This window comes from Armatimonadia bacterium, from assembly GCA_039679385.1.
Lineage (GTDB): Bacteria > Armatimonadota > Zipacnadia > Zipacnadales > JABUFB01 > JAJFTQ01.
In genome coordinates, this window is record JBDKVB010000094.1 from 1 (window position 1) to 19,344 (window position 19,344).

Annotated in this window: 15 protein-coding genes; 11 read left to right on the forward strand and 4 right to left on the reverse strand. The window is 65.2% G+C overall.

What is annotated here, in order from left to right; translation table 11 throughout:
• Positions 1 to 366, forward strand: a 366-nt coding sequence (locus tag ABFE16_10850; protein ID MEN6345792.1) for a family 16 glycosylhydrolase, incomplete at its 5' end; no start/stop codon positions are given.
• Positions 367 to 497: 131 nt separating this feature from the next.
• Here the strand turns inward: ABFE16_10850 and ABFE16_10855 are convergent.
• Positions 498 to 2,426: a DUF6785 family protein gene (locus tag ABFE16_10855; protein ID MEN6345793.1), complete on the reverse strand. Its 1,929-nt coding sequence runs from the start codon at positions 2,424 to 2,426 to the stop codon at positions 498 to 500.
• Positions 2,427 to 2,701: 275 nt separating this feature from the next.
• On the opposite strand from ABFE16_10855, the gene ABFE16_10860 reads away from it, so the two are divergent.
• Positions 2,702 to 3,793 (forward strand): radical SAM protein, encoded by a 1,092-nt coding sequence (locus ABFE16_10860; GenBank protein ID MEN6345794.1) that lies wholly within the window; start codon positions 2,702 to 2,704, stop codon positions 3,791 to 3,793.
• A gap of 132 nt (positions 3,794 to 3,925) precedes the next feature.
• On the opposite strand, the gene ABFE16_10865 is transcribed toward ABFE16_10860, so the two are convergent.
• The 3 genes from ABFE16_10865 to ABFE16_10875 form a co-directional block, all read right to left on the reverse strand.
• Positions 3,926 to 5,086, reverse strand: coding sequence for a hypothetical protein (locus ABFE16_10865; protein ID MEN6345795.1), 1,161 nt, complete (start codon positions 5,084 to 5,086; stop codon positions 3,926 to 3,928).
• A 13-nt stretch (positions 5,087 to 5,099) separates the two neighbouring features.
• Positions 5,100 to 6,212 (reverse strand): hypothetical protein, encoded by a 1,113-nt coding sequence (locus tag ABFE16_10870; protein MEN6345796.1) that lies wholly within the window; start codon positions 6,210 to 6,212, stop codon positions 5,100 to 5,102.
• Positions 6,213 to 6,410: 198 nt separating this feature from the next.
• Positions 6,411 to 7,295, reverse strand: a complete 885-nt coding sequence (locus ABFE16_10875) for a FecR domain-containing protein (protein MEN6345797.1) — start codon at positions 7,293 to 7,295, stop codon at positions 6,411 to 6,413.
• A gap of 256 nt (positions 7,296 to 7,551) precedes the next feature.
• Between ABFE16_10875 and ABFE16_10880 the strand changes: the two genes are divergently transcribed.
• The 9 genes from ABFE16_10880 (at position 7,552) to ABFE16_10920 (ending at position 19,246) form a co-directional block, all read left to right on the forward strand.
• Positions 7,552 to 8,331, forward strand: a complete 780-nt coding sequence (locus ABFE16_10880; GenBank protein MEN6345798.1) for a sugar phosphate isomerase/epimerase — start codon at positions 7,552 to 7,554, stop codon at positions 8,329 to 8,331.
• A 250-nt stretch (positions 8,332 to 8,581) separates the two neighbouring features.
• Positions 8,582 to 9,391: an OmpH family outer membrane protein gene (locus ABFE16_10885; protein ID MEN6345799.1), complete on the forward strand. Its 810-nt coding sequence runs from the start codon at positions 8,582 to 8,584 to the stop codon at positions 9,389 to 9,391.
• A gap of 7 nt (positions 9,392 to 9,398) precedes the next feature.
• The gene (locus tag ABFE16_10890) at positions 9,399 to 10,508 is read left to right on the forward strand and encodes a hypothetical protein (protein MEN6345800.1); all 1,110 of its coding nucleotides are present in this window, start codon (positions 9,399 to 9,401) and stop codon (positions 10,506 to 10,508) included.
• Between the two features lie 87 nt (positions 10,509 to 10,595).
• The gene (lpxD, locus tag ABFE16_10895; GenBank protein MEN6345801.1) at positions 10,596 to 11,639 is read left to right on the forward strand and encodes a UDP-3-O-(3-hydroxymyristoyl)glucosamine N-acyltransferase; all 1,044 of its coding nucleotides are present in this window, start codon (positions 10,596 to 10,598) and stop codon (positions 11,637 to 11,639) included.
• Positions 11,640 to 11,735: 96 nt separating this feature from the next.
• Entirely contained in the window at positions 11,736 to 13,544 is a 1,809-nt protein-coding gene (locus tag ABFE16_10900; protein ID MEN6345802.1) for a hypothetical protein, read from the forward strand.
• 148 nt (positions 13,545 to 13,692) lie between these two features.
• Positions 13,693 to 14,037: a hypothetical protein gene (locus ABFE16_10905; protein MEN6345803.1), complete on the forward strand. Its 345-nt coding sequence runs from the start codon at positions 13,693 to 13,695 to the stop codon at positions 14,035 to 14,037.
• A gap of 68 nt (positions 14,038 to 14,105) precedes the next feature.
• On the forward strand, positions 14,106 to 17,009 hold the full coding sequence (locus ABFE16_10910; protein MEN6345804.1) for a glycoside hydrolase family 38 C-terminal domain-containing protein: 2,904 nt from the start codon (positions 14,106 to 14,108) through the stop codon (positions 17,007 to 17,009).
• Between the two features lie 209 nt (positions 17,010 to 17,218).
• Positions 17,219 to 18,121, forward strand: coding sequence for a hypothetical protein (locus ABFE16_10915; GenBank protein ID MEN6345805.1), 903 nt, complete (start codon positions 17,219 to 17,221; stop codon positions 18,119 to 18,121).
• A 105-nt stretch (positions 18,122 to 18,226) separates the two neighbouring features.
• A complete protein-coding gene (locus ABFE16_10920) occupies positions 18,227 to 19,246 on the forward strand; it encodes a hypothetical protein (protein ID MEN6345806.1) in 1,020 nt (339 codons plus the stop codon).
• Positions 19,247 to 19,344 lie beyond the last annotated feature (98 nt).

Consider the following 19,344-nt stretch of genomic DNA (forward strand, 5'->3'; position numbering starts at 1 on the left):
GTCGGCGACGGCGTCGTGGAGATCGACATCTTCGAGCAGCAGGGCCGGTACATCACCGACTCCGCCACCAGCATCGACCTCAACGTGCACTTTACCCGCGACGCTCACAGCCGCCCCGAGGCCGGCATCGACGCCTCCGCCGACTTCCACGTCTGGGCGATGGAGTGGCAGGAGGGACAGATCGACTGGTACCTCGACGGCGAGGTCATCCACACTTACAGGGGCCCCACTCCGCAGGAGAAGATGTTCATCCTGGTCGCGCTGTTCCAGTACTCCGGCTGGATCGGCCAGATCGACCCGAACATGACCTATCCGCGCGACTTCGAGATCGACTACGTCCGAGTCTACGCGCGAGACGAAGGATAGGGGACTGGGGGACGACGCGGACCCCACCGGCCCTTCGGTGTAGGGCTGTCCTGCGACGGAGCGCCGACCAACCACGGGGGCGGCGCTCCGACCGGGCTCGCCTTGCCCGTCGGAAGGGAAGCCGGTTCGCGCTAGATGAAGATCTTGTAGGTCTTCACGCCGAAGGCCGGACCGATGATGGCCCAGATGGCACCGATCGTGTAGTCTCCAGCTAACAGTCCGAGGAAGAACCAAATCCCCTGCCGGTGCGCTTTCTGGCCACCGTAGCGCATGAGCACGACCTTGATGAGCCAGCTCACAAAGAAAGCGAACCAGAAGTAGTCCATCGCAAAGGAGATCGCCAGCGCATACCCGGCCGGATGGAAGGGCAGGCCGCCGTAACGGAACCGCAGCGCCTTCAGCGCCCACACGATCACCCCACCCACAACCATGGCGGCGATGGCGCTGTAGTCCGTCGGCTGGGGCGAGAGGATCCACGTCGACAGCCGATCGTAGGTCTCCCGGCCCACCCACGACTTGAACCCCATGCAGCGTGCCGCAGCACCCTCCCGCATCGTGATATGAAGGTTCGCCCAGAAGCTGAACACGATCGCCCCGACCGTAGCGATCATGATCGCCCCGGCCAGCCACTTGCGGTCCAGGTCGGCGAACTCGCTCATCTTGAAGGCCTCGAGCTGGCAGGGCATCGGGTGGCAGCGGTATCCGCGGTTGAACCAGTAGGTGACCGAGAGCGCCGTCAGGTTGCGGGCCCCAAAGGCCCCGGCACCGGCGATCTGTACCATCAGGCGGTGGGGGTTGACGAAGTAGATCTCGTGGGGCGTGCCCAGTTCGGCCCGCACCCGGGTGATGGCGATGGATAGGAGGAAGAAGATCAGAAAGAAGCTCAGCGTGACCGCCGGGGACATCCCTGCGTAGCCGAAGAAGATGCACAGGGCCACGCTCCCCAGGACAATGCCGGCAATCGCCGTTCGGTAGCTGATCGGCTCCTGGCGGTCATCGAGGTCCGTCGGCAGGCCCTGGACATGGTCCCACACCTTGCGCAGATGCCCGCGCAACGCCCACAGGGACACCAGGGCAATCCCGATCCACGCACCACCGGCCTGCTCGTTGAGGTAGGGGAAGCCCTGGGCCGACTGCTGTCCCATCATCGCACCGGCGACGCGCTCGAACTTCGACACCACATAGAAGAACCAGCACGAGAAGCTAAGGTCGGAGGGAAGAAAGAAGGCCAGGCCAATGGCGAAGGGGTACATGCCCAGACGTGTCGAGCCGGTGGCGTTCCAGGGCCGACTGGGCCAGTGCTGGGCCAGTTCATACAGCTTGATGTAGCGGATCTCGGGGATCTGCGGCCACAGGGCATGGCAGCCGTTCACAACATCGATGACCGTCGCGATCCCAAAGCCGATCCACATGAGGTGGTTGCGGAAGAACCGCGCCGACTCCTGGCCGCGAGTCAGCTCCAGGGGCAGCAGGATCAAAGGGTAGGAGAGCTTCTCCTGTTCGGTCCAGGGCTTCCGAACCAGAACATTGATGCACAGCATCACAAAGATCAGCACAAACAAGAAGCCGCCCCACGCCGCGAGTGGCACCAGGAAGGGGCCGTACATCTGGGGCTGCCAGAAGCTCTCGCGCCCCTCGTACAGACCGCGGAGCGCGATCTCATCCGACACGGTGAGCCACCGGGGGATGTACTGCCAGAACAGCTCCTCCCAGCGATTCTCCGGGGTTGCGAAGCGGAAGGGGTGACCGATGGTGCCGAAGAGATTCTGGACGAAGTCGTGTCCGGCCAGGGTCTCCGAGATCACGACCATCAGGTAGATGACCAGCAGTTCGGCCTGGCTGAAAGCCTGTCGGGGGGCGAAGCGCAGCAGGAGCAGGTTCAGCAGGGCCAGGGCGAAGAGCATGAAGACGGGCGTGATGAACAGAGGCAGACAGGAGCCGTCGAGGGTGTACCAGCGGACCTCGACGAGCGTGACCCAATAGACATTGACCGGCATCAGCAGCAGGCCGATCAGGATGCAGCGCGGCGTGACGCCGTGTCGACGGGGTACCTCTTGCACGATTCAGTCCCGTAACCGTGAGGTCACAGCATTGTAGCGGTCGCGTTGCAGAAACGTCAACCGGGAGAGGGTGTCTAAAGACGCAAAGGGGGCATGCTACCGGGGTTGTCTGCACGGTCGGTACCCCCGGGCAGGACCAGGCCCTGCCTTCCGCCAGCCTCGGCAAGCATTGCATTGCCCGGTTGGGGTTGTGTATAATCCGCAGGAGACGGCACGATGTGGGTAAACTGACTATACAAGCCGTTCATTTCGCTGAGGACGTGTCGTGACCCACTATGACTGAGTTGCTGTACGCAGTAAAGGACTGCATCGCCGGCGGCCGCCCACTCACGGTGGCCGAGGGCGAAGAGCTATATGCCTGCACCGACTTGCTTGAGTTGGGCAGGCTTGCCGAGAGTGTGCGTCATCGCCTGGCCGACGGTAACTGTACCCTGATCAGGACTCGCCGTATCCGATACAGTAATGTGTGTCGCAATCAGTGTTCATACTGCGCCAAGGCCAAGCGGCCTGGTGAGGAGGGCGCCTACCAGCGCACCGTCGAGGAAGTCGTCGATCTGGTCGACGAGGCCATATCTCTGGGCTTCACCCAGTTCCAGCTAGCAGGCGGCTCCAGTCCCTCGGACGAGCTGGACTACTTCCTTGAGATGCTCTCCACTCTCCGCGCTCGTTTCCCCAAGATACACCTCCAGGGCTTCGCACCCGCACAGCTTGTGAACATCGCCAATGCTGCCCGCCTGCCGTCGACTGAGGTTCTTGCTCAGCTTCGTGAGGCAGGGCTCGACTCTCTGCTGGAGGACGGGGCCGACATCTTCGACCCGGCCATCCGCAGGGTCCTGTGTCGGACCAAGGCTACTGGTGGGCAGTGGCTCCAGGTCATGCGCGAGGCCCACGGGATGGGTATGCTCGGCGGTGCCAGCATGCTCTATGGTCACTACGAAGGTCGCGAGGAGAAGATTGAGCACCTGTGCCACCTGCGCGACCTCCAGGACGAGACCGGCCGGTTCACCTTCTACGCACCCCGGACCTTCCGTGCTGAGAACAGTCTCGCCAATGCCGGCGCACTCGTCGGCGGCGTTGAGGACCTGCGGGAGTTTGCCGTCGGGCGCATCTTCCTGTCCACCTTCCCGCACCTGCGTTGTTACGCCAATGATCTGGGCATGAAGACTACGCAGATCGCGCTCAACTTCGGAGTAGATACGGTAGTCGTGGTGACCCACGACCATGAGCCGCTCAAGGACGAGGATCGTGCTGAGGCCGGGCTCCCGAACCTGCCGCAGTTGCGAGAACTGGTCGAGAGGGCCGGGCTGGAGATCCGCGAGGGTACCCTCGACCAGCGGCTTTCGCCCGTGGCTTCTTCCGGCTCCTAGCTGCTCTTGCAGCCATCACAGATCCCGACTGCCCGCTTCCGCCTGTGCGCTGGAAGTGGGTAGTTTCACTTCCGCGGGCAGGTAGCCGGGCCCTTGTGAGCCGGGAGATGGCGATCGCCTGTCGCGTGCTCGTCAGGGCGTGAGGGTGTAGCCGGAGCCCTGGCGGTCGTAGGTGAAGGGGCGGCCCGTGAGGGGATCCGCCGGAACCCTTGCCAGATACTGTGGCGTCAGAGCGCTCAGTCCTGCCGGGTAGCGGTCGTCGGCAAGACGGGATAGCTCCAGCGCCGTCACGATCCGCAGCCGCTGGAGTACCTGCAGGCGTGTGTAGCGGCACTCAAGGATCTTGCTGGCAGGGATGGAGAACACCTGCTCCAGCGGGTCCCGTGGGGGCTCCAGGGCCCGCTCCATCGCAAGGCCCTGTGGCGCCGGGAGTGCAGTCGCCCGCAGCAAGGTCTGCCACTTGTCCCAGGCGGTCTTCATCGACCCCGCCGGATCGCGGCGCGGGTCAAATCGCCACAGGGTCCGGACCGTCTGCGACCAGTCCTCCGTCGACATCGCCCGGTACGACTCCACTGCTGTCGTCAGCCCCTGCCGCAGGATCAGGTCCAGCGCCGGCACCTTCTGCAGCGCCTCCGCGGCCAGCCGATCCACCTTCACCAGTTCGTCGCGTCGGAAGGAGTGCGAGGTGATGCCGGTGGTCAGGACGGCTGCCGCAGCGCGCTCAAGGCGGACTGCATCCTTCTCGGCTTCAGGATCGGGGCAGGCGCAGAGAAAGGCCGCCAGGCGCACGGCGTCGGTGCACACTGCCAGACATTCCGCCGTGTCACCCGCCTTGAGCTCGGCACAGGCAACGACGGCCACTGCGTCGGCGAGTTCAGCCACAGCCTGCGCGTCGTACTCCCAACTGCCCATCGTCCCCGGCCAGCGCTCCGGTTCCTCGGCGAGCGCCGCTCGTAGACTCGAAAGGGCCGAGGCCAAAGACCGCGCTGTCTCCTGGAGTTGAGTTGGCGCCGGGATGATGCCACCGACGATCCCTTCAGCCTGGCGGCGGTAGTCGGAGATTTGGGGTAGCGCATCGGCGACCCTGCGGAAGGACTGCGAGAGCCCTCCATAGGCCGCGGGCGGCACCTTCACCAGTAAGTCGCTGGGCGGCAGCGGCATCTTCCCCTTGGGCGGGATCATCCGCTCGCAGCCCGTCAGCAGCGTGAGCAGGCACAGGGCGACAAGGCCCCGAAGGGCCCAGCGGGGACCTTTGGTGAGGGTGCCGATCCGGCCGCGACCGCGCTTCCGCATCCGTTCCCTCCTCTCAGAGCCGCCTCCCGGGTGGGCAACCGAGTAGCAGGTCGATGCCCGCCGGTACCCGCGCGCTGAAAACCACTGTGACCTGATTGTACTGCGCCCCTGCACTCCTGACCTGCACCGCACCCAGCGGCTGCGAAGTCGAGCAGGACAGGGTCAAGGTTCGGTCAGACTCAGCAAGCCACAGGCCGAGAGACCAGGCCTCCATGGGCGGCAGCGCGTACTGCAAGCCCGCATCCCGGACCGTCTCGAACTGGGCCGCCCCTGGAGACAGTGCGAACTCGTCCACCCCCGACTTCGATCGCGACGTGATCAGGCAGAGCGGCGGCGGAGGACCGTCGAGATCACCGGAATCGAGGGTCAGCCGCAGGGCGCTGTCGTCATCGCCCAGAAGTGCCGCAAACCGCAGCACGCGGCCCTTGTAGGTGGTCCGGAACTCACAGCAGGCGGCCCTCTCCCCGACGGAGGGTTTCGACCAGAACCACCGGCCTGTCCCCGACCACAGAAGGCCGAGTGGCAAGTCGCCTTCGACCAGCAAGTCCTGCCCCGTCTCTCGCGGCACCAGGGCATAGAGACACCCGATGTCCGCGATGAACTCGGCACGCAGACGGGGGTTCTCCAGGCACAGGACCGTTGCCGCACGGGGCCCTGAGGCGAAGTTGACTACCTGCTGCCGGGAGTAGCTGCAAGCTCCGTGCGCGATGCGGAGAGGCTTGTCGACGCGAAGCCGATCGGTCCCCGTGGCCATGCTCCGCACATACAGCCTGCCGGTGATCATCCCTTGCGGTCGGGCCTCCGCGAACACCTGCAGAGCAGTGCCATGCCACTCGCCGTCACCGGTCACCGCAAGGGTGGCCGCCGGGCTTGCCGAGTAGCCGGCTCCGGCATCAGTGAGGTGCACGCCGCAGACGAGGCTGACCGGCCCCGGGGTGTGCTTCCGTGCCCTGACGGTGACCACTGCAGGCTTCTCGGGAGTGGGGAACAAGGTGACGTCGGCGCCGACAACCTGGACCTCGACTGCGCTCTGGATCACGGAGACGAGGGTATCTGACGTAGCCGCCTCTTGGGCCCACGCTGCGGTGCAGGCGAGCGTCAGGATCGCTTTGAGCAGGAGGGTCAAGGTCGAGTTCACCGTGAGGGCGTGGCTCGGCGAAAGTGATGCGGCCAGACACGGGTATTCCTGTCCCGTCGCGTCTCTTCCTGCCTGGCACAGCGCCTGAGGAGCCAGGTCAGTGGGGTGCCGTCACCCCGGCAGGCCCCGCAAGCAGAACGCGCCACCCCGGAGGATGGCGCGTTCAACACAGCCGCACGATGGACCCTACCGTACGAGGGTACGTTTCTGCACAGACTCAAAGCCTTTGGCATCCACCGCGCGAACCGTGATATCCACTCGATCACTGCCTGCAGGCACCGGAACCTGGATCGCGAACTTGCCCAAGAGGTTCGGGGTGATCGTCACGCCGTTCACGGTCACTGTTGAGCCCCGCTCAGCCTTGCCGCTTACCGGGACTGCTGTGAGCCCGACCGGCAAGGTCTCGTAAGTGGGTTCGATGAGCTCGAGGCTGGGCTTGGCGACCGAGAGTTCTCGATCCCACTGTGCGACCTCGTCAGGCTTCATCTCGGCCACCTGGTGCGACACAGCACCGGCAGCACCGGCCTCTCCGGCCCCGATGTCAACACTGCCCTGCTTATCCGACAGCGCCACACTCCCCTTCAGCACCGATACCCGGGTCGCACCGTCTGGCGTGACGGCAACGGAGAAAACCGTCCCACGGACGGCCGCAGTCGCCGTCGGAGTGCGGATCTCGAACTTCGATTGCTGTGAGAGCGCCTTCAGTACCCGAACCCACACCTGGCCGCTGTCCAGCTTGAAGAGGTAGTCCTGACTGTCGTCGGACCGGTTGACCTGGCACTTGAGAACCTGGACCGTCGTATCCGGGCCGATTCGGAGGCGTGAATCGTCGACCCAGTTCAGAGTGAGATGGCCGTCTGCCCCGGTGCGCAGGACGTCTCCGGCCTTCACTCGCTCCGTGGTTCCCAGGGGGACGAAGCCGGGCGATCCGGCAGGCTGGACGCTGATGCTGCCGCCCGGGTCACTGACGGCGGCGACGCGCTGGAGCACCAGTACCGACTCCAGAAGCGAGGCGCCGACGAACACCAGCGTCGCGAAAGAACAGATCAACAGCACGGCCGCTTTTCTCATGCTCAATCCCTCAACCGCCACTGGCGGTCATAGCTTCGGCATACCACGGGCGGCCCGCAGGGCCGCTCCCCTCTCCCGCGAGGAGGTATACCCGATGGTCTGAAGCCCTAAACGCCGCGGCCTTCAGGCATCCTTGAGCACCAACAGCACTTCAGCGCGACGTCGGAATCTGCGTGGAGGTGTCCTGAGATGGGCGGGGAATAGCCCGCCATCGCACGACCAATGACGGGGCATCTTGCCCGATGGAGGCGTTTGCATGTCAGAACCACGGATTTCGGCACAACTCATCGTGTACGCGGGCAGACAGGCCAAGGACCTGGCGGGCGTGATTGGCGAACTGGCACAGATCGGGTATGCGGGAGCCGAGATCGGCGCCAACTTCGCCGACGAGGACTGGGGGCAAGTCAAGGGCGTCTTCGATGACAAGGGTATGGTGATCTCAGGCCTGCATGCCGGCTATGCCGCCGTGGCCAACCCTGAGTGGGGCCCGAAGGCTATCGACGCCTGCAAGGCAATGGGTGTCAGCTACATCCTATCCTCCGGCGTTGCACCCGGCGAGGGAATCGAGCCCTACCTCCGCTGCGCCGAGCCCTTCAACGCCTTTGGGGCCAAGTGCAAGGAGAACGGGATCACCTTCTGCTACCACAACCACGGGTGGGAGTTCGAGAGCTTCGACGGCGTCAAGGGCATCCACAAGCTGTGCGAAGTGACCGACCCGGAGGTCGTCAAGCTCAACGTGGACGTGTACTGGGTGACTGTCGGTGGCGAGAACCCCGCCGAGTTCATCGAGCGCTACAGCAACCGCGTGGGCTACTACCACTTCAAGGACGGCCCCTACACCCCGACCGGTTCCGTGGCCCCCAAGCCCTATGAGTTCACCGAGCTCGGCTGTGGCACGGTTGACCTCGCGGGCGCTCTCGCGGCCGCCCGCAAGTTCAGCCCGAGCTGGATTGTGTACGAGCAGGACCGGACTGCGCTTGAGCCCAAGGAAGCCTGCCGGATCAGCTTCGAGCACCTCAAGTCGCTGGGACTGTAGACCTCACACCGTCCCGCAGCCCTCTGACGGTCTTGTGCGGCGGCCTATCTTGGAGGTACAATCCTCAAGGCCAGGATGGCTGCAGTGTCGGTCGATCTTCCCGCCGGGCGCCCCGTGTGATATGCACGGGGCGCCAAGCTTGTTCAGGCTCCACTTTTTTGCATGGGGATCGAAACCGTAGCGACCTTCACCTGTCTTTAAAGTACACGCCGCAGAAGTCCTTGCGCGGCGTAGTAGTCGAAAGGACCTGATGATGCGCACGTACAGGCAAGCCGTGGGGACGGTTCTGGTCAGTCTGGTTCTCGCACTTATCGCCCTTTCCAGCTCTTTCGCCCAGCCGGTGCCCGTGTCGGTCAAGGTAGCCCTCGTAGACATCAGCAAGATCAGTGCCAACTATGAGGCGCTTCAGGCGGCACGCGGCGAAATCGAGCAGTGGCACCAGCAGCAGCAGGTCTGGTATCAGCAGCAGAAGGCCTATCTGCAAGAGCTTGCCAACCGTTACTCCTACCTGCCCCAGGCGCAGTTCAAGGAAGTCCTGGATATCCTCGCCAAGCCGCGCCCGCTGTCTCAGGAACTGGCCAAGCGCCGCGATGAGCTGCAGAAGCAGAGCGGCGACTCCGAGGCCCGGCACCTTGAGTTGCAGGCAAAGCTGGGACGCACCGACAAAGAGCGAGAAGAGTTCGAGCAGCTCCAGGCGATGTACGCCGCCAACATGGAGCAGCTCACTGCGATGGACGACGACCTCAACACTGAGGCCTCCAGTCGCAAGTCTCAGATGGAGATCGACCTCACCAACAACCTCCTGCAGGCGGTCAAGGACGTTGCGACCGCCGGCGGGTACGCCGTAGTCCTCAACAAGCTGGTTGTGGTCTATGGCGGAGACGACATCAGCGACACTGTGATCGCCAAGCTCAACGGGAAGGGAGCGCCTGCACCGACGGCTGCGCCGAAGACCGACGCAACCACGGCCCCGGCAGGCGCGCCGAAGCCCGGAACGGCTCCCACGACCGCTCCGACCGGCCAGCCAAAGCCACCGGCTCCGCCGACCGGAGGCAAGTAGGCAGGCCGTGAGAGTGGCCGCCGGCGCGGTGCTCAGGTACCTGTCGGCCCTCGCGGTGATCCTTGCGGTCGCGTCGGTAACCGGCTGCGAGCCACAGGGCGCAGGTGCGGGAACTGAGGCCGCCACAGGCCAGCGCCGTGAAGGGCATTGCTTCGTCGCACAACTGATTGAGCTCCATCCTCTGTACGAGGACCTTCGCAACCTGGAGAAAGCAGTTCGGGCTCTGTCGCTGCCCGAGAAGCCCTTGAGTGAGCTGCCGGCCTTCGAGGCCCGGGCTGCCTTGCCGACGTCTCTCACAGCGGGCCCTGTGGCGCTGAAGTGGCCGGGGAGCCTGCTCACGGAGCATCGGGACCTCGCCCTGGAGGCGCTGGCTCAGAAGCCGCTCGAGACGCCGGACATGCTACCCGGCGACCTGAAGATCGGCCTCGGCTGGCAACGACGACAGGCGCAGAGCTCGCTGGAGGGTCGCCTGCTCGAGGAGCGCAGTCGGGCCAGTCAAGAGTACGCGGCAGCCGCCAGAGACCTCTACCAGCGTAACCAGGAAAGGCTGACGTCACCGGGGATGGGGGAGACCGTGGAGGGTGTGCGTCAGGAGCTGGAGGCAGAGCTCGAGAAGCTCCGGCAGCAACACGAGCAGCGTCTGGCGCAAGTCGAAGAGTCGCTGCGAGGGAGTGCCACCGCAAGAATCGGCGAAGCCGAACGCTCGGTCTGGGCGCGAGCAAAAGAGCGCTTGCGACCCCCGGCCGGAGCAAACGACCAGGGACTTGCCGAAGCGATGCGCGAGGGGCTGCGTGATTTTGAGGTCCCGCAGTGGCCGGCGGAGGTCAAAACTGACCTTCCGCTCCCACGAGCAACGCCAACCGAGGGCATGACGCTGGAACAGGCGGAGAAGCAACGGGCGGCGGCGCGGAAGGTCCAGCTTGAGGAGTTGGCTGCAGCCCGGAACCGCGTGACTGCAAGGATCCTGGCGGCGACGAGACTGGCGGCGGAGAAGGTCGCGCGAGACAAAGGAATCACCTTGCATTTTGTGCCCGAGGACGATGCGATCGGGCCGGATCTGACGCCTGAGATACGGGACGCGGTACGCATGCTCTGGTCGTCTCCCGGACAGTCCTAACCCCCCGAGCTTAGGGAGGTCGGGTGTGGGGACTACCGAAGGGTCGACGACGGGGCCAGGGTAAAACCGCAGGAGGGAACCCAAACGGTGCATATTGTACAAATACCCTTGGGTCAGTTGGCCGCCTTGCTGGACGGCAGCGTAGAGGGAGACGCCGCCGTAACCATCTCCGGCCCCGGCACGCTGGAAAGCGCCGAGCTGGGCCAGATCGTCTTTGTTGAGAAACCCGAATTGCTCACGATGGGTGAGCAGAGCGCGGCGTCGGCACTGATCGTGTCGCCGGCTTCCCGCACCTCCGCGAAGCCCATCATCGTCACCGAGGACCCGCGTCTTGCCTTCAGCAAGGTGCTCGAGATCTTTGCGCCCAAGCCGCGTGTCTATCAGGGCGTACATCCGACAGCGGTTATCGGGCGCAACGTGCACATGGGCGAGAACGTCTCGGTGGGCGCCTACGCCGTCGTCGAGGACAACGTCATCCTGGGCGACAACGTCATCGTCTATCCGCTGGCTTACGTAGGCCACGAGGCCACCATCGGCGATGCGACGATCGTCTATCCCCACGTCTTCATCGGCGAGCGCGTCGCAATCGGTAAGCGCAGCATCCTCCACTCGGGCTCTGCCTTGGGTTGCGACGGTTTTGGGTTCCTGCAGACCGCTCAGGGCCATCGCAAAATCCCGCAGATCGGCACCGTGAACATCGGCGACGACGTCGAAGTCGGCGCCTGCTGCACGGTAGACCGCGCGACGGTCGGGGCCACTGTGGTGGGCAATGGCACCAAGATCGATGACCACGTGCACATCGCGCACAACTGCCAAATCGGCGAGAACTGCCTGTTGTGCGGACAAGTCGGGATCGCCGGCAGCACCAAGGTCGGCAACAACGTTGTCATGGGTGGGCAGGTCGGCGTGAACGACCATGTCAACATCGGCGACAACGTCGTGATCGGGGCGCAGGCCGGTGTGTTCGGTGACCTCACCGAGCCCGGCATCTACTCCGGCTACCCGGCGCGGCCGCATACCAGTCAGCTTCGCGTCTCGGCGGCTTCTCAGAAGCTCCCGGACCTGCTCAAGAAGATCCGCGACCTGGAAAAGCGCATTGCGGAACTGGAAGCCAAAGGCAAGGACAGCTAGTTGCGACCTTCCTGAAGGGCTCTTTACGTAAGCCTCAGGGCTCGGCTGCCGATCGCCGTATCGGGGCCGGGCCTTTTGTTTGCGGAGATGTTGCTGATGCGTGTTTTGTGGACGCTCATGCTGGCCGCCTCGGTGACGCTGGCCCAGGCAGCCGAGTTCCCAACCTTCTCTGCCGAAGGTAGCAGCGACGGCAACGGCAAGGTCGCGGCCCTGCACCATGGCGCGGCTGTGCTGCTCCGGTGGCGTGCTGTCGGCAGCGAAGACCCGCTGCCGAAGGTCCAGAACGTGGCCTCACGCCTGAACCGGCTGGCCTACGAGGGCGTCGCCCCGGCCGACATCGTGGCGCAGACCGTGCCCGCACCGAAGTCGGTCAAGAACGGCAAGACACCCTCCTCGGCCGCCATCCTCATCAAGGGTACAGCGGCCCTCACGGTAGACGCGTCCCAGGCCGCTCTTTCGCACAGTACCCCTGTGGCCCTGGCGGAGCTGTGGGCTCGGCGGCTCAAGACGAGCTTCGCCGACCCCTACCTGGTCGCGCCGACCTCGACGACCGAGATTCCGGCGGGCGACACCCGTCCCTTGAAGTACGGCGGTCGATTCGCCGGTGGAGTGACCGCCAGCTCCTACGACCAGTCGGTCGCTTCCGCCTCCGTTGATGGCGACGGCCGGACTGTCCGTGTGCGTGGCGTAGCCCCGGGCACGACCCTCATCGGCCTTCGCTCCGGAGCAATTGAGGCCCTGGCGACCGTCGTGGTCCGCAAGTGGGCCGCAAGGATGCAAGACCCTGTGGTTGTGCGAGTTTCCGGCGGACTGGGCCGCAACAGTTGGTACGAGCAGGCAGCACGGGTTGCCGTCACCAACAGTCTGGTCCTTGAGCCGGGCGCCCAGGGCGGCGTCCTGGGTATGCGTGCCTCCGGCGCGAATCCGGCGGCGACCGTCGAGGCCTCGGGGCCGGACTACTTCCACCTCAAGAAGACGGTGCCGATCCGCTACACCGCCTATCCGCGAGCCGTCACCTCGCCGGTGCGTGCGATCCTCAGCAACGATCCCGAGCGCGTCGTCACGAGCCAGTTGCTGGCGCGATTTCCGCTCTCTGCGCGCGAACCCATCAACTTCCTGTGGCACCACATGAACGACGCGCAGGAGCGACTGGGGCTCGTCGTCCGCCTGTGCAACGCGGGCGATGGGCCGGCGGCAGTCCACGTGCTCGGCGGCGAAGGCGGACCCTCAAGCGATGAGGTCTTCGTCGGCCATAGCGCCATGCAACGCTACATGGCGGCCTGGCAGGCGTCTTCCGGCTCGCTCTTTGAGCTGCCCGCTCGGAGCCAGTGTGAGGTCACCCGCCTGCCCATGCCGCCAGGGTTGGTCGTCAGCGGTCTGGCACAGTTCCTCCTCGAGCAAGGCAGTGGAGTGTTCGTCGAAGTGGCCTCGGTGCCGCAGTCTTCGACTCCCGGTGCTGTCGAGCCCGTGCCCGCTGCGCTGCAGCCGAGCTCGCCGTCACGCTTCCTGGAGTTGCCCGGCACGAAGCAGTTGGAGGTCAAGCAGCAGGTCGGCCGAGCCTGGAACTTCGTGCGGATTGGCCGCACTGCCGAGGACACCAGCCTGCACCCGCGACTGCGCGGTGAGTACGCGGTCCTTCACGACCTCCGCGTCGTCTTCGAGAACCCCGAGGGGTACGATGCGCGACTGGAAGTGGCGGTCAGGTCCGGTGGTGGACCGGCTCGCGCCGTGGTCGACGTCGATGGGACGACCGTGGAGACCGGGCTGCTGGGAGAGGGCGATGAGGCGCTCCTGTACAAACGCAACATCACTGGCCTTCGCCAGCAGGTCGCGCATCTTCGGCTGATCCCGCAGGGCGGCTCGAACTACCCGATGACGCTCATTGTTCGCAGTTTTGCCCGCTGATCGACGAAGGTCGCAGGCACCTGGGCGCGGAATAGCGTAGTCTCTAGGAGCCGGGGGCACTTGACGCTGGTAGCCTCGACGCCGGGCGCCGATGGGACGGCATGCACGCCCCGTCGGGCCCTTCACGAACCCATGGGAGGTCCGCCAAATGCCGACCGAGCCGCGTGAGTGCGCCAACCGCGAGATCAACCTGCAGATGTGCCCGTGCAAGAACGAAGGCTGCGCCAACCGGGGCATCTGCTGTGAGTGCATACAGGCCCACTACGCCAAGAACAGCACGACGGCGTGCATGAGGGGAGCACAGCGCGACCCGGCCACCCTGAACCTCATGCACCTGGCAGTGAAGCAGTGCTCGACAAACCAGGCCCGCAACGCTGAGTTCTGCACTTGCACCTACGAGGCCTGTGAGCGCAGAGGTCTGTGCTGCAGTTGCGTGCGCAATCACTTTACGGTCGACGGAACTGGGCGCACAGCCTGCATGAAGGGCTTCTAGAGCACCAACCACGCCTGCCGTCGGCAATCACGGGGAGCTTTGCGGGCTCCCCTTTGAGGTGACACTCCTTGTCTGGGAAACTCGACGCTCAGGGACTTGCCGCATCACTCAACTCCGCTGCCGCTCCACAGGTTACCGCGCTGGATCGGTTCAAGGCCGAAGTGGACTTCGCTGCCCGACTGGCCGGCACCCGTCCGGAGAAGACCGAGGAATGGGGGAGACTGCTCCAGCAGGCTGTGAGCCTCGTCGCCGAGGGGATCAAGGCCGGCAAGGGCGCCGAAGGTCTGGTCGCTGAGGCTGAGGCCCTTCTTGCGCCCCTGGGTGCCGCGGCCAAGGAGTACACCATCTTCTGCTGCGGTCATGCCCACATCGACATGAACTGGATGTGGACCTGGCCGGAGACCGTGTCGGTCACCTACGATACCTTCTCGACCATGGACAAGCTCATGGACGAGTTCCCGGAGTTCCACTTCTCCCAGAGCCAGGCCTCGGTGTACGAGCTGACCCGCAAGTACGCCCCCGAGCTGTTCGAGAAGATCAAGCAGCGCGTCCAGGCCGGTCTGTGGGACATCACTGCCAGCCAGTGGGTTGAGGGCGACAAGAACCTGGCCTCCGGCGAGATCCTCTGCCGCCATCTGCTCTACACTCGCCGCTGGTTTCTCGAGCACCTGGGAATCCCCTACGATCAGATCAAGCTGGACTGGGAGTGCGACACCTTCGGGCACTGCTGGACGCTCCCGGGTATCCTCTCCCGCGGCGGCGTGACGCGCTACTACCACCATCGCGCCAGCGGGCCTCGGCTGCGTGGCATGTCCAGCGGCGAGCTTTCGCAGGTGTACTGGTGGGAGGGCAAGGACGGCTCGCGGATACTGGCCTTCGACGACTCACCCAACGGCTACAACAACGAGATCACTCCGCGCATGGCGCACCTGCTCCTTGACCTGGAGCGCAACAGCGGGCTGCGCTGCATGCTGTGGATCTACGGCGTTGGCGATCATGGTGGTGGCCCGACCCGACGGCACCTGCGAGCGGCGCGGGACATGGTGACCTGGCCCATCTTCCCGTGCGTGAAGCTGGCGAGCACCGATGACTTCTACACAGAAGCCGAGAGGCAGATCGCGGAGCGGAACCTGCAGATCCCGGTCCACAAGGACGAGCTCAACTTCGTCTTCGAGGGCTGCTACACGTCTGAGAGCTGCATCAAGTTCGCCAACCGCAAAGGCGAGAACGACCTCTTCGACACTGAGTTCGCAGCCCTGCTTGCCGAGAGAGCCTGCGGGGTCGCCTACCCGCAGGAGCAGCTCAACAAGTGCTGGGAACGGGCCATGTTCGTGCAGTTCCACGACATCCTGCCAGGCTCCGGCGTGCGCGAGACGGTGCAGCACGCCATGGGGCTGTTCCAGGAGAACCTGGCCAACACCGGCGTCATCCGCACTCGCAGTCTGCGCTCGCTTGCCGACAAGATCGACACCTCGGCGCTGGCCCCTGCGAAGCCCGGCAGTGATCAGGGCCTCGGCGGCGGTGCCGGCAATGATGCCTGGTGGGGCGGCGTGTCGACTCTTGGCGCAGGCCAGAGCGGCAGCGATCCCTTCGTTGTCTACAATCCGGCCGCCTTCGAGCGCGATGAGCTGGTTCGCCTCAAGATCTGGGACCGCGAGCTTCCCGGTGGCGTGGTCGTCCGCGACAGTGCGGGCAACCTCACAGCCGGGCAGGTCGTCGACAAGGGCAACTACTGGGGTCACTCCTTCGTTACCGTGGCCTTCGTCGCCCGCCGTCTGCCCGCGCTGGGTTGGAGAGCCTACACCGTCGAGGCCGGCGAAGCGCCCGCCGACGGTGAGGGTGCTTACATCCGCGAGACCGGCCGCCCCATCTACGGGCTCGGCTATGTCAATGCGCAGCTCACCAACCCGGTCGTGATGGGCAACGAGTTCCTTGAGATGACCCTCTCTGCCAAGGAGGGTGGCATCGTTGAGCTGATGGACAAGGCCTCCGGCGTCGGCATCGCTCAGTCGATGCTGCCTCTGGGCGCCCTGCTTCGCCAGCAGGAGGCTCCCCACGGGATGACCGCCTGGCAGCTCGGCGCGATCGTCGACGAGGTCGAGCCCCTGGCTGACGGGACGCTGCGTGTGGTCCAGGCCGGTCCGAACCTTGCGGCCGTCCAGCTCAGCGGCAAGCACAACGATTCGGACTACCGGCTGACCATCAGCCTTGCCCGCGGTTCGCGCCAGATCAACTTCGACCTCGACGTGAATTGGCTGGAACGTGGCGAGCCGCAGACGGGTGTGCCCGTCCTGAGGGCGTGCTTCCCGGTCAATGTGACCGAGGGCAAGGCCACCTTCGAGATCGCCTGTGGCTCGATCGAGCGCAAGGCCGACGGCGAAGAGGCCCCCGCACTGAACTGGGCAGACGTCACCGGAATGTCCTGGGAGGACGTGGACCAGGAGATCGGGGCCACGGTTCTGAATGACAGCAAGTACGGTCACCGGATCAGTGAGGATACCGTACAGGTCACACTACTGCGTTCCAGCTACGATCCGGATCCCTTGCCTGAGATTGGCCGCCACCAGATCCGCTACGCGGTCATCCCGCACATGGCGGCTCTGGATGTCCCCGAGGCCACACGGCAGGGCTTCGCCTTCAATCATCCCGTGATCACCGTCGGAACGACCGTCCATGAGGGAGATCTCGGCGCGGAGATGGAGGGCCTTGCCGTCCTGACGCCGAAGGTAATGCTGTCGGGTGTGAAGAAAGCTGAAGACGGCACTGGCCTGATCCTGCGCCTGTACGAGATGACCGGGGAGGCGACGAGCGCCCAGGTGCGGATCGCGCCTTGGCTGGCTGCAGCCGGCTCGCCGGCCCTTGAGACCGACCTTCTGGAGCGTGCCCTGCCGGAGAGCACGGCGAAGATGAATGGCGACGTGCTGACAGTGACCGTTCCGGCCTACGGGATCACGACGGTGCGAGTCGGCTGATTGCGGCAGAGAGTAGTCAGGGGCGTTGGAGGCAGCAACATTGCTTTCTCCCGACTGACTATGCTATACTCGCAAACGGTCGGAACGTCAGGGCCGTTCCGGCTGCCGCCGCGCGTGTAGCATGACGTGCGGTGATGGCTGTGCTCTGGCGCCATGAGCCCTTCCACCAGCTTGTCATCTAGCCTGTGCAACCAAGGGGTCTTCGCGCGATGCAGAAACGCCGCCTGTGTGCAGCAAGCAGCTTGATCGTGCTGACCGTCACGCTCCTGTGCCTCGCCAGTGGCGCTTGGGCTGCGGAGGTGCAGCTCGCGGGCATCCGCCTCGGACAGCACTTCCTGAGCGTGATTCAGGTCTACGGCCAGCCGGACTGTGTCATCCTCGGCGATCGTGGTCCCGGGGCCATCAGTGGTGGTGGCGGCGGTGGCGGAGGCGCCCAGACCGGTGGCGCTGCCGCAGCTCCAGGGGCACCTGGAGCTGGTGGAGCCGAAGCGGGAGCTCCTGCACCTGAGGGCAGTGCCGAACCTGGAGCCAGCGCAGAACCGGGTGCCGGAGGGCAAGCTGGCGGCGCTGCTGCCGGACAGCCCTCCTTCGGCGGGACCTTCGGCGCAGGTGGGGCAGGACGCTTTGCCGCATCCCGTGACGTGCCGGACTGGGCCAATGTGGTCCAGATCAGCATGACGACCAAAGAGACCATGTGGTGCTATCGCCGTGGCGACACCGCCCTTGGTTTCGTGCTGGATCGCGACGGCTACGTGGTGGCGATCACCGCCGGCGGCAAGCAGTGCGCCTGGGTGCGGACCGCTCTCGCAGAGCCCAAGCGCACGGTCAAGCTCGGCGATACCTACAAGAAAGTCATTGACCGCTACGGGTTTCCCATGGATACTTCCACAACGCCCGGCAGCGGATACTCCCGTGACGTGACGCTGCATTACGGGTATGACAACAACATCGACTTCACCCTTCGCGACATGAAGGTGCGGCGCATCTACATCTGGGAGTCGCAGTTGCGACGCCCAGAGGCCGTGCGCCTTCCGTCACGGGGCCAGGGCATCAGCGGGTCCCTCGGACCGGCCGGCGCCTCAATGCCGGCCACGTCAGGGTTCCGGCGCTAAGGCGAGGGGAAGCTGCAGACCCACGTGCCAACCGTGTGGTGGTAGCGGGCAACCGGCCCGCTCCGGGTGCGGGAAGATACCATCCCCTGAGGGAGCGATAGCCTGATGCACAACCGTCACCTGCTGCCGTCGCGCTGGAGTCTTGTGGCGGGGGCTCTGTTCGTGCTCAGCGCAGCCACGGTGTCGGCCAATGAGATCCAGTTGGCCGGTATCCGGTTGGGGCAGCACGCGCTGCATGTCATGGAGGTCTACGGCCAGCCCCAGGGCGTGGTCAAGGGGTCTGGCGGTGTGACCCTAGCCGGAGGCACAGGAGCAGCCGCCCCGACTGCTGCAACGCCCGGAGCGGCTGAGCCCGGCGCAGGTTCTGCCGAGCCCGGCAGTGCTGCACCAGAGGCCGGCGGTCCGGAGGGCGCTGCGGGCGGTGCCGGTGGCGCCGTACCCGGAGCTCCTACAGGCACGGGTGCCGAAGGTGTTCCCGGGGTAGCCGGTGCTGCTGCGGCCGGAGCCGGAGCCGGTGGCGCTGGTGGTGGCGGCGGTGCCGTAGGTGGCGCGCCAACGGGGCCTCTGCCCTTCTTCCGGACAGACTGCCCGGACTGGGCAGCTCCCGTCTGGGTGCCGCTCATGACCGAAGAGACGCTCTACGTCTACCGCCGTGGCGACGTGGTCCTGGGCGTCGTGCTCGACCGCGATGGCTACGTGGTAGCGATTGCCGTGGCGGGGCGCAAGTGCGACTGGGCGCGCACCGCGATGTGGGATCCGAAGCGCTCGATCAAGCTCGGCGACGACTACACCCGAGTCCTCCAGCGCTACGGCTACCCGGAGACCACCTCTACCTATGCCCGCAACGACCGCTCCTTCGTAAGCCGGCTCTCTCCGGCTGCGGTGAACGCGGCCTTTGGTGGAATCGCGAATGCGGCCCGCGACCTGGTCCTGCACTATGGCTTCAACGACAATGTGGAGTTCCTGATGCGCGACATGAAGGTCGTCAGAATCCACATCTGGGAGCCTGACATGAGGCTTCCTGAGACCCGTGCCGGTGGTGGCGGTGGAACAACGGCCGCTCCCGGTGCGGAAGGCATGCCTGCCCCGGGTGCTGCCGAACCTGGGTCAAGCTCGCCCCAATAGATAGGGTTCCCTCTCGACTAGGTGTGAAACGCCCCCCGGTCGGGGGGCGTTTTGGCTTGTCTGGGGGAAGGAAGAGCGGGGCGTTCGGCGAACACCTT